Origin of the sequence: Pseudovibrio sp. W64 (assembly GCF_001623145.1) — a bacterium.
GTDB lineage: Bacteria > Pseudomonadota > Alphaproteobacteria > Rhizobiales > Stappiaceae > Pseudovibrio.
In genome coordinates, this window is record NZ_LMCI01000002.1 from 264,543 (window position 1) to 275,135 (window position 10,593).

The following is a 10,593-nucleotide window of genomic DNA, read 5'->3' on the forward strand; positions in this document are numbered from 1 at the left end:
TGTTTCTCCTATGCCAGTTCCAGAGCACCAAGGCGTTGCAGTGCAACTCCTCTTTCGTCAAAGACGTAGGCATCCTCCGGCTTGATACTGAGTTTTATGGTTGTGCCTTCCGGAATCTCAGCCATGCCAGGCAAGGATGCACAAAACGCGCCGTCCCCTTCAACTTTACCGTAGGCGATGGAATGGGCTCCCAGCCGCTCCAGCACTTCTACATGCATGGAAACTGGTCCATTCTCATCAAGCTGCATATGCTCAGGACGGATGCCGATATCCACGTTGTCACCGGCCTTCACGCCCTCTGACGCTACTGGCATGCTCATGACACCACCATTGGCGAGCTTCACGTGCAGCATGCGGTCTTCAACGCGGCTGACGATGGCGGGCAGGAAGTTCATTTTTGGATGGCCGATGAAGCCAGCCACGAATTTGTTGCGCGGGCGCAGGTACAGGTCCATCGGGGTGCCGCACTGCTCCACCACACCACCGTTGAGCACCACGATACGGTCGGCCATGGTCATGGCTTCCACCTGATCGTGGGTGACGTAAATCATTGTGGTATCGAGGCTTTTATGGAGCTTGGAGAGTTCTACACGCATGTCCCCGCGCAGCGCTGCATCAAGATTTGAGAGCGGCTCGTCAAACAGGAACACTTTTGGATTGCGAACAATGGAGCGGCCAATGGCAACACGCTGGCGCTGACCACCGGAGAGCTGCCCCGGCTTGTGGTTCAGGCGTTCTTCAAGTTGCAGGATTGCAGCAGCCTTGTTGACGCGGTCCTTGATCTCCTCTTCCGGGCGTTTTGCAACGCGCAGCGGAAAGGCGATGTTTTCAAAAACTGAGAGGTGAGGATAGAGCGCGTAGCTTTGGAACACCATGGAGATACCACGGTCAATAGGGTGGTCGTCGGAAACGTCTTTGCCATCAATGATGATGGAGCCTTCGGAGGCAATTTCCAAACCTGCCACGATCCGCAGGAGCGTTGTTTTTCCGCAGCCAGAAGGGCCAACGAAGACGACGAATTCCTTATCCTCAATGGACAGGTTGACGTCTTTCAACACGGTTGTTGGTCCAAATGATTTTTCGATGTTTTGTAGCTGGAGCGTGGCCATAATATTCGTCTTCTCGCACTAAGGAACGGGGAGAGGCTGTCGCCAGCCTCTCCGGGTTTTGCTTACTTGAACTCTTCGAGTTCTTCAGCGGCGATTGCCACCAGGTTTTCAGCGGTATCGTCTTTCAGGATGATGCCCTGAATCATGGAGTTGATGGTTGTCTGCATCGCTTTGTAATCAACAAAGAGAGGCTCCGGACCACCAGTTGGGATGGAGTCTACAAAGACTGCCCAGTATGGGTCATCCATGTAGTATGGCTTCTCATAGCCCAGCTCTTCGTATTTCAGGATTGGTGTCAGACCCCAACCGTCTGGTTTGTCCAGCGTGTACTGAGAGTCGCCTGTGGTCATCATGCGTGCAAATTCCATCGCCAGTTCTTCATGGCCAGAGCCTTTGAAGACAGCGAGGGAGTCAGTGATGAGAAGCGTACCGCTGACACCGCTTGGACCAGCTGGAATTGGAGCAGCCTTGGTGGTGATACCTTCTTTATGCTGACCGCGTGCCCAAGGGCCGTCGATGTACATGCCAACTTTGTTATCGTTGAACAGATCGCGGACCTGCGTACGCTCAAATGCGGTTGGACCTTCCTGAGCAACTTCCACCAGCTTGCCGTAGAACTTCAGAGTTTCCAGAGTGTTCTTGGAATCCAGAGTGATTTCGTTGGTGGATGGATCGATGACCTGACCGCCATTGGAGTACAGGTAGTTGAGGAACTGGTGCATGGTGTTGTCGAAGTCTTTGCCCGTCAGACCGACACCTGCTTTACCGGTTTTGTCCTTGATGGTCTTCGCAGCCGCATACATCTCGTCCCAGGTCTTTGGCGCTTCACACGCAAGACCGGCTTCCTCGAAGATGTCACAGTTGAGGAACAGACCCTTGGTGGAAAATGCACGCGGGAAGCCCCAGAACTTGTCGCGATAGCTCACGGTGTTCAAAACGCCCGGCTGATAGGCTTGCTGCTGATCTTCAGAGATCTTCACATCAACAACGAGGTCGTTGTCTGCCAGCTGTTTGAGCGTACGTGAGCCCATGTAGGACACAGATGGCGGGCTGCCAGCAGATGCAAGTTTCAAAGACTTATCCTGACAGGTGCCCCATGGAAGGCTTTCCATGTTGACGGTGTTGCCGGGATGGGCGGCTTCAAATGCGGCAATAACCTTACGATCTTCATCCAACCCGTTGTCCCCACAACGGATGAAATGTAACTCAGCTGATTGTGCAGATGTTGCTGCCATCATTGCGCCTGCCCCTGCAGCCGCTGCAAATAGTAGTTTGGTTCTCATGGTTTCTCCTCCCAGTAGTAACCATTGACACTTTTAAAAATCACTCCTTGATCGCACCGGCTGTGAGGCCGGCCACCAAGTAGCGTTGTAAAAATAGGAAAATTACGAGTACGGGCAGTATTCCAACAATGCTTGCTGCCATCATCTGGTTCCATTTGACTGACTGATAGCCAATGAACTCGAGGATGCCCGCTGGCAGAGGCATGAACTCCTTGACGCTGTTGAACGTGATCGCGAACAGGAACTGCTGTGCGTAGGCTGACAGGAACACAGCCACACCCACCACAATGAGACCGGGAACCGCCAAAGGCAGAACAACGCGGCGCAGAGTGTACAGACGGCTGGCGCCATCCATGAAAGCTGCTTCTTCCAGTTCGCGCGGGATTTTCTCCAGATAGGATTTCAAGAGCCAGATTCCCATTGGCACCAGAAACGCTGCACCGGGAACAATCATGGCGAAATAGGTGTTCAGCAGGCCGTAGTTTCTCAGGAGCTTGTACAGCGGAATAAGCAGGACAGCACCGGAGAACATGTTAACCGCCAGAAAGATGCCGAGGCTGAGTGACTTGCCTTTGAAATCAAACCGGGCATAGGCATAAGCGGCGGGAATGACGAAGGCCAAAGCCAGAGCTGTCACCGAGATGGAGATCAGCATACTGTTTGCGATGTAACGCGGCAGCATTGGCACAGTCTCCCACATCTGGGAGTAGGCTTTGAACGAGAAGTCGTCTGACCAGAACTGGTAGGGCGAGCGGAACAGGTGTTCCAGTGGCCGCAGCGAGGTCATGAACATCTCAAAAAACGGCAGCAGAATGAAGCCGAGGAATAGCACCACGCAGAAGTAGAGAAATACTTTATGTGGCAGCGAGTAACGATCCATCATTTTAGGCTGCCTCGAAACGTTTTTTGATCTGGTGAAGTGCGAACAGATAGACCAGCGAGAACACGCTAAGCAGTGTCACCACGATCACAGCACGTGCAGCCCCCTGCCCGAACTTGAAGTTTGCAATGGCCATCTTGTAGGTGTCGATGATCAGCGTTGTGGTTGCGCTGCGTGGTCCGCCTTCCGTCAAGATCCAGATGATCTCAAAGGAGTTGAAGGTCCAGATGATCGACAGGATCGACATGGTGATGATCACCGGCAGGATTTGCGGAATGGTGATGCGGCGGAAGCGATACCAACGGGAGGCCCCGTCCACATAGGCTGCTTCATAAAGATCACGCGGCACGCCTTGCATGGCTGCCAGCATGAAGATGGTCACCATAGGCAGGCCGACCCAGACATCGGTCACAACAGCGGAGTAAAACGCGCTTTGCTTGTAGGCGAGGAACTCAAACGGGCCATCCAGAATGCCTACGTATTGCAAAGCTCCTGAGATGATGCCGAAGTGGCCGTTGTAGAGCCACAACCAGCCGAAACAGCCAATCGCAACAGGCACGATCCACGGCGGCATGACCAGCATGCGGAACAGCGCCCGCCCCGGAATTGCCGCGTTGAGCAGCGTTGCACCGATCAGACCGAAAATGATTTTGAATGAGACAGACAGGAACATCCAATAGAACGTTCTGGACACTGTCTGACCGAATTTGCGAGAGCTGAGCAGCTTCTCATAGTTGGCAGTGCCGATGTAGGCTTCGCCGCCAATGTTGGCGTTGGTGAAAGACAAACGGACTGTCTCTACCAGCGGCCAGGCCACGACTAATACGAGATACAATGCTGCCGGAGCAATCAGTAGCCATGCAAAGGTTGCCTGTGAGCGCATGAGCCCTTGCAGCATCCCTTGTTTCTTTTGTGCCGAACCGCCGCGCTCGCCCTGATGAGGCAGCAGGTCCCCTGACGCATGTGTCATGCGCTCTCCCCAATTCCCAAAGGTGATCGCTTGTCACTCGCCGCTTGCGTCTTGTTATCGCCAGGGAGACGAACCGCGTGTTTTTTGCGAGCACCAAAATAATACCAAAACAAATCCATTTGTCTACCATTTCAGTACCTCCTGTGAAATATTTCTGTTTCGGACGAAAAAACTCCGATTTTTCAAGAAAATCGCAAGGGGATAAGCTTCATTTCTTTCATTGGTATCCCATCGGTATTGTTTTGCATTGGTATCAAAAAGGTATTATAGATAATACGGATTCACATAAAGAAGAGCAGAATGAGCGCACAAGAAGATACCCATACCGATCTGTTCTCAACGACATCCTGGCAGCAGAGGAGTGGCGGTCCACGCTACTTACAGCTTTACCGACACCTTGAATCTGCCATTAAAGATGGACGGTTAGCAGCAGCGACCACTCTGCCTGCAGAGCGTGAGCTGGCGACACTGACCGGGTTGTCCCGCGTGACGATTCGCAAGGCCATTTCGCAGTTGGTGGTGGATGGTCTGGTGATTCAGCGCCGTGGCTCGGGTTCTTATGTGGCTCCGCAGATGAAGCGCATGGAACAGTCCTTGTCGGCGCTTACCAGCTTTACCGAGGACATGCAGCGGCGCGGGAAGACATCCTCCTCCGAGACGCTGTCCTGCGGGATCTACCTGCCCTCACCTGAGGAAATTGTTGCGCTCGGGCTTGCGTCTGACGGTCAGGTTTCGCGGATTACCCGTCTGCGCCGTGCGGATGGTATTCCTCTGGCGATTGAGACCAGTTCGCTCTCAACCGAATTCGTGCCTGATCCGTCGCGGATTGAGACGTCTCTCTATGAGAAATTGTCTTTGAACGGTATGCGCCCTTCCCGTGCTATCCAGCGTATCTCCGCCTGCAAGCTGACAGAAGAGCAAGCTGACTTGCTGGAAGTTTGTGAAGGGGATGCAGCGCTATACATTGACCGCACGGCTTATCTGGCGAGTGGCCGGGCGATCGAGTTGACCACAGGCGTTTATCGCGGTGATATCTATGATTTTGTTGCAGAATTGCGCAACGTCTAAGATGTCGAAAGCCCCGCTGCCAAAATTTGGAGCGGGGCTTTTATTGTTTAGTCCCTTACATCCTGACGCCACCCGATGGCAGAGAACAGCTTGCTGTAGCACGCAGCCTTTTGTGTGATCTCATCCGCATCCGGTTTGTTTGCGCGGGTCGCCCAGCCGATTTCAGAAATACCCAGAATGCGTGGAGCCATCATGGTTTCCATGTTGGCGTCTCGCAGGACGACCTCTGACCACAGGCAACCCTGAGCGCCAATGATCTTGCTTTCCAGCTCCGGTTCATTTTCCGGCACCGGATCCCAGCTCACACTGTCTGCAAGGCTGGTGATGCCGGCCCAGTTGAGGCCGATCTCGTTGAAGTTGCCGGAGGGAGCAATGTCCCAATAGGCGTGCGCAGCTGGGGTCATCACCACCGAGTATCCTTTACGGGCAGCTTCCAGACCCGGTCCTTGCTGTGTCCACGAGAACAGGATGGCGTCGTTGTTGATGCCTCCATTCACACCTTTGGCAGCTTCTTCCCACGCTGCGGGGCGTACCCCGAGAGTGCTGACGTAAGAGGCGAGCTTGTCCATCATCCAGCCCTGCACGTCATCCGCTGTTTTGAGGCCCTGCTCTGCCTTCAACTGTTCGATGGCAGGAGACCTGGTCCATGCTGCTGGCGGGCGCTCATCACAGCCAAGGTGCAAGTGAGCAAACGGGAAGATGTCAGAGATTTCCTTGGCCAGCGTTTCCATATAGGTCCACGCTTCTGGCAAGGCGGGATTGATGGTGTTGTTCAGGTAGCCGTGGACGGAGATTTCACCGCTTTCATCCGCTGCATCGCGCAGTTCCGGGTGGATTTGAAGAACCGCCCAGGAGTGAGCGGGAACTTCGATTTCTGGCAGGACTTCGATGTTCAATGCTTTGGCGTGGTCAACCAGTCGTTTGGCGAAGGCTTTGGAATAGGTGCCGCCTTGTGGTCCGTCTGCTGCACCGTAAATGCCCGGAACGACGCGACCTTCACCGCGCATGCCTGACTTCTTCCAGAGTTCCGGATAACTCTCCACTTCCAGACGGAAGGCTTCATCATCACAGAAGTGCCAGTGGAAGCGGTTGAGTTTGAACAAGGCCAGCATATCGACAAGCCGAAGCAGTGTTTCTGGCTCGTAGTAGTGGCGTGCGCAATCCAGATGTTGGCCGCGCCATTCAAACCGTGGTGCGTCGGAAATCTGGCCGCGAGGGATGGTTCCACCGTAGATCAGCTTGAGGTTGAGCAGTGTGATGGAACCGTAAAAAGCACCGGCAGCGGCGGACGCTGAGAGTGTGATGCCCTCTGGCGTGATTGCGAGTTCATAGGCATCCTGCGCCAGATCTTCGGTTTTGGCAAAGCGAAGCGCAACGCCATTCTCAGAGAGGAACGGGCCGATGTTGTTGCGCTCTGCAAGGGCTTCCACAGCGTCCGTGCTCTCGGCCTCGCCTTCTGCATCCCAAGAACGATCCAGCTTGTAACCTGCGCTTACGTCCAGCGTGTCACCGGAGGGCTGCCAGCTTTGCGGGGCTGGGACAAGCATCAGTTCACTGGATGCGGGATCGGCCTGTTGCTCAGGCAGTTTGGTGGTGAAGGCCTGATCAATACCGCGCGGGGCGAGTTGGACTGGTGCAATGCTGCCATCCTCCATGCGCAGGTAAGCGCCCTTTGGCAGCCAACTGCGGTTGGAGGGGTTCATGCTTCGCTTGTATTTGAGCGTGAACGCCAGGGCCTGCCCTGTTCCCAGTACATCTCTGTCGAAGCCAAGCTCTATGTAGCCCGCAGTCATTTTCTTGACAGTGGCGCCTTCAATCACCTCACAAGGCGCAAGCATGCTGAAGCATAAGGTGTAGTTGGAGATGGGTGCATCGCACTTGGCAGAGAGGATGCAGCTGATCTGCCGATCCTCCGTTCTCCATGTTTCCATTCTGATTGTAGTACCAGCACAGGCAGCAGCTTCCATGCCCACGTCTCCTCACCAATTTCAGGATGTTGCAGTGAGCACACCAAAGGCAACGGGTTGCCTGAGCGCATGCTCTAACTGCTTGAATTTGCGACTGTCCTTGTTGGAAAATCAGGTTACATTTCCTGAAGAACACGCAGTAGCATAGCTTCTACCTGGCTGGACCTGTCAACACCTTGGCAGACAAATAAATCCATAATTTTGAATTGGTATTACTCTCAAAATGCGCGGGCAGTTACTTTATTTTGAACAACTGAAACTTACACGAACACTCATGGTGACAAATCAAACACAAACTTTTCAGGTTGTGTAAGTCTTTGACTGCAATTCTGTTTTCCAACGCGGTCGCCTGCCTTGTTGCATCAATACCGGAGCAAGGCATGGTGGTTGTTAGAGCTTTCCAGCTGATAGGCGATCAGCCTGTAAAATTTAGGACCAGTTATTCAAGGTGGCGCTCCTCACTTCTCGATTAGGGCCTCATTTGCGGCTGGGTAACGTGTTGGGTTCTATACTTGCAGGAGAATGTTGAGTTGTCTGCGAAAGGCCAAAGAGGATGGAACGCAAGAGTGTACGGACCCGAGATGGGGTGGAACTCTCCTATCTGACAGGCGGACAAGGACGGCCTGTCTTTTTGCTGGGTGGCTGGAGCCAGACGGCATCTGTATATGAAGGACAGTTCGCCGACTTTTGCCAGAGCCATACGGTTTATGCTCTTGAGAACCGGGGGCACGGCGCATCACAAAAGCCCACGGATGGTTATCGGATCCATCGGTTTGCCAAGGATCTGTTTGATGTGGTCGAGGCGTTGGACCTTCGCGATTTCGACGCGGTTGGCCATTCGCTTTCCGTCGCCATGCTCTGGGCATATCTTGATATGTTCGGGACTGAACGCCCTGCGCGCCGTCTGATTTTTATCGACGAGCCTGCGGCCCTTATGGCGCGGCCCTCCTGGACACAACAAGAGATCGCCGAGGCAGGTTCTATCCACCCCACCTTGGAGTCACTTGATGAGATGGTGGTGGCTATTCGCAGGACCCGCAGTGTTGAGGATCATCTTGAGATTATTAGCGGGATGTTCACCAGCAAGGTTGGTGATGCCGCTTTGCGCGCATTGGCCGCCGAGAACCTGAAACTCCCCCGCGTGCATGCTGCTGCTCTTATCGAAAACCTCATGATGCAAGACTGGCGGGCCTTTTTGCCTAACATTCACCAGCGCACTCTGGTGTTTACTGGCGAGGCCAGTTGGCATCCGCTGGCTTCACAGCAGTTCATCGCTTCCTCAATGCCAAATGGTTCGCTTGAGGTGATCCGCGAAGCCGATGGTGGAAGCCACTTCCTGATGTTCGAAAACCCAGCGCTCTTTAATGAGAAAGCACTGGGTTTCCTGAATGCGTGAGAATCTGCCTACTGTGTTTTCAGCGTGCTTTTGGAGATCATGTAGGCTGCTCCGGCCAATGCTGTGCCGGCGAAGGCATCCATAGCTGCGCGAGAACGGGCGGAGACTGCGAATTTGGAGGCCCGAGTTCCGAGATAGGCGTAAAACAGCAGTGCCGGATATTCGAGCGCGATGTTGAAGACGGCCAGTGCCATCATGCGCAGAGCCATGCCATCACCTTCCCCTGCGAACACAGGCAGCATCGCGCCAAATGACAGGACGGACTTCGGGTTTGCGCCCTGCATTGCGAATGAGGTGAGGAACAGCTTCAAAGTGGATGCCGGCTTCTGCTCTTTCGCTTCGCCCAGCGAGGCTGAGAAAGCGGCTTTGAAAGAGCCATATGCAAGATACAATAGATAAGCTACGCCAATCCATTTGACCGTCTCAAACAGGACTGGGAAAGACAGTAGCAGCGCGCTCATGCCTCCCGCGGCGAGGAGCGCATACATGAGGTTGGCTCCGAACACACCGGCCATGCTGGCGTGGGTTTTACCAATACCGTTTGTGATGCTGTCGCCAACCACTTTCAGGACCGCGGGACCGGGTGTGAAATTGAGCGCCATGAAGGTGACGATAAAACCAAAAATGAGTGTGGCATCAAAAGAGCGAAGAAGCTCCATGGTTTTTCCAATTCAACGCTAGAAACACATAAATAACGCAAAGCAACGCACATACGAACGCAACCCAAAACCCGGAAGGCTAAGGGGAGATGACTGATGGTTCATCTCCCCTCGCGCGCGGATTAGAAATTCACTTGCCGTAAGCCTTAAGGCCCGCCTCTCCAAACGTGGCACTGTGAGTTTCTGTAGCTGCCCCCTCTCCGCGCGCTGTTTGTGCAAACTCTGTTGGTCGGCACATTCGCAAGGGGCATGCCAAACTAACGATGACGCACCGATCTTCTGATAACTCATTGATGAATATGTGTATATTTCCGGATGGAACTCATTGAAGGAGGATCCAAGAAATCGATAATACTGCCCATTGTTTGATCAGATTGCCCGTCTGCTAAGCAATCAGACATAAAAAACCCGGTGTTTGAGACACCGGGTTTGGCTTTTCTGAGATGCAGCAGGTCTGTTCAGGCAGGTTCTGTGATCTTTACTGGTTCGGCCATTTCGCAGGTCTGGCTGATTAGATTGCGCAGTTTTTGTCTTGTCTCCGAACAGGTTAGCTGACCGTCGTCATTGGTCTTTGATGCCATATTACCGACAGCGACATATCGCGGATGCACCCAACAACCGTGGTCAGCTGCAAACGACGCCAGACGCGGAAGCATTCTTATCCCCCCGAACAGACCCGGTGCGGCGGCCAACAAACCAACCACTTTTCCCTCAAGCACGGAGTGGGATTTGCCAGCTGCGCGTCTGGATGCCCAGGTGAATATGTTATGGAGATGCGGGGTGTGGAAGCCGTTGTATTCGGGAGAGGAGATCAGAATTACATCAGCAGCTTCAATCTGTTGCCGTAGCATCGAGAGCTGGTTCTGAACGGCGGCATCTGCTTCAAGATCGGAATGGTAGAGGGGAAAAGAGGCAAGCTGGTGCGGCAGGCTGGTCGTTTGATGGTTCAGGTTATGCGCTTCTTCTTCAGCGGCATCCAGCAGGCTCTTGTTCAACGAGCCTTCTCTGGTGCTTCCTGAGATGAGGAGGATATTCATGGGAAACTCCATATGACAATATTTTTGTTTTTATATACATTTTTGTTTCTTTATTATGCAAGTACAAAAAAAACGGCACTGAACTTCAGCACCGCTTTTTGAAATTTGACCGTAAACACTTCTATATTCTAGCGAACACTTAAAGCAGTTCGTATTTAAGCTGAAACACTTGCGCTGCTTTAGTCTTTGTTTTTGCGTATCTTTATCCGAAAACCGGTTTCCAC

General features: G+C 53.3%; 9 protein-coding genes. 2 read left to right on the forward strand and 7 right to left on the reverse strand.

What is annotated here, in order from left to right; all coding sequences use genetic code 11:
• Window positions 1–8 precede the first annotated feature (8 nt).
• The 4 genes from PsW64_RS02010 to PsW64_RS02025 form a co-directional block, all read right to left on the reverse strand.
• A complete protein-coding gene (locus PsW64_RS02010) occupies window positions 9–1,109 on the reverse strand; it encodes an ABC transporter ATP-binding protein (RefSeq protein ID WP_063302522.1) in 1,101 nt (366 codons plus the stop codon).
• A gap of 62 nt (window positions 1,110–1,171) precedes the next feature.
• A complete protein-coding gene (locus tag PsW64_RS02015) occupies window positions 1,172–2,392 on the reverse strand; it encodes an ABC transporter substrate-binding protein (protein ID WP_063302523.1) in 1,221 nt (406 codons plus the stop codon).
• 40 nt (window positions 2,393–2,432) lie between these two features.
• On the reverse strand, window positions 2,433–3,275 hold the full coding sequence (locus tag PsW64_RS02020; RefSeq protein ID WP_057463806.1) for a carbohydrate ABC transporter permease: 843 nt from the start codon (window positions 3,273–3,275) through the stop codon (window positions 2,433–2,435).
• A 1-nt stretch (window position 3,276) separates the two neighbouring features.
• Window positions 3,277–4,170, reverse strand: a complete 894-nt coding sequence (locus PsW64_RS02025; RefSeq protein ID WP_181952030.1) for a carbohydrate ABC transporter permease — start codon at window positions 4,168–4,170, stop codon at window positions 3,277–3,279.
• Window positions 4,171–4,542: 372 nt separating this feature from the next.
• Between PsW64_RS02025 and PsW64_RS02030 the strand changes: the two genes are divergently transcribed.
• Window positions 4,543–5,310: a GntR family transcriptional regulator gene (locus PsW64_RS02030; protein WP_057463808.1), complete on the forward strand. Its 768-nt coding sequence runs from the start codon at window positions 4,543–4,545 to the stop codon at window positions 5,308–5,310.
• A gap of 47 nt (window positions 5,311–5,357) precedes the next feature.
• Here the strand turns inward: PsW64_RS02030 and PsW64_RS02035 are convergent, their stop codons facing one another.
• Window positions 5,358–7,277, reverse strand: a complete 1,920-nt coding sequence (locus PsW64_RS02035; protein ID WP_063302525.1) for a beta-N-acetylhexosaminidase — start codon at window positions 7,275–7,277, stop codon at window positions 5,358–5,360.
• 553 nt (window positions 7,278–7,830) lie between these two features.
• On the opposite strand from PsW64_RS02035, the gene PsW64_RS02040 reads away from it, so the two are divergent.
• On the forward strand, window positions 7,831–8,673 hold the full coding sequence (locus PsW64_RS02040) for an alpha/beta fold hydrolase (protein ID WP_063302526.1): 843 nt from the start codon (window positions 7,831–7,833) through the stop codon (window positions 8,671–8,673).
• Between the two features lie 8 nt (window positions 8,674–8,681).
• On the opposite strand, the gene PsW64_RS02045 is transcribed toward PsW64_RS02040, so the two are convergent.
• On the reverse strand, window positions 8,682–9,332 hold the full coding sequence (locus PsW64_RS02045) for a LysE family translocator (RefSeq protein WP_208980514.1): 651 nt from the start codon (window positions 9,330–9,332) through the stop codon (window positions 8,682–8,684).
• A 458-nt stretch (window positions 9,333–9,790) separates the two neighbouring features.
• Entirely contained in the window at window positions 9,791–10,369 is a 579-nt protein-coding gene (locus PsW64_RS02050) for an NADPH-dependent FMN reductase (RefSeq protein WP_082830986.1), read from the reverse strand.
• Window positions 10,370–10,593: the final 224 nt, after the last annotated feature.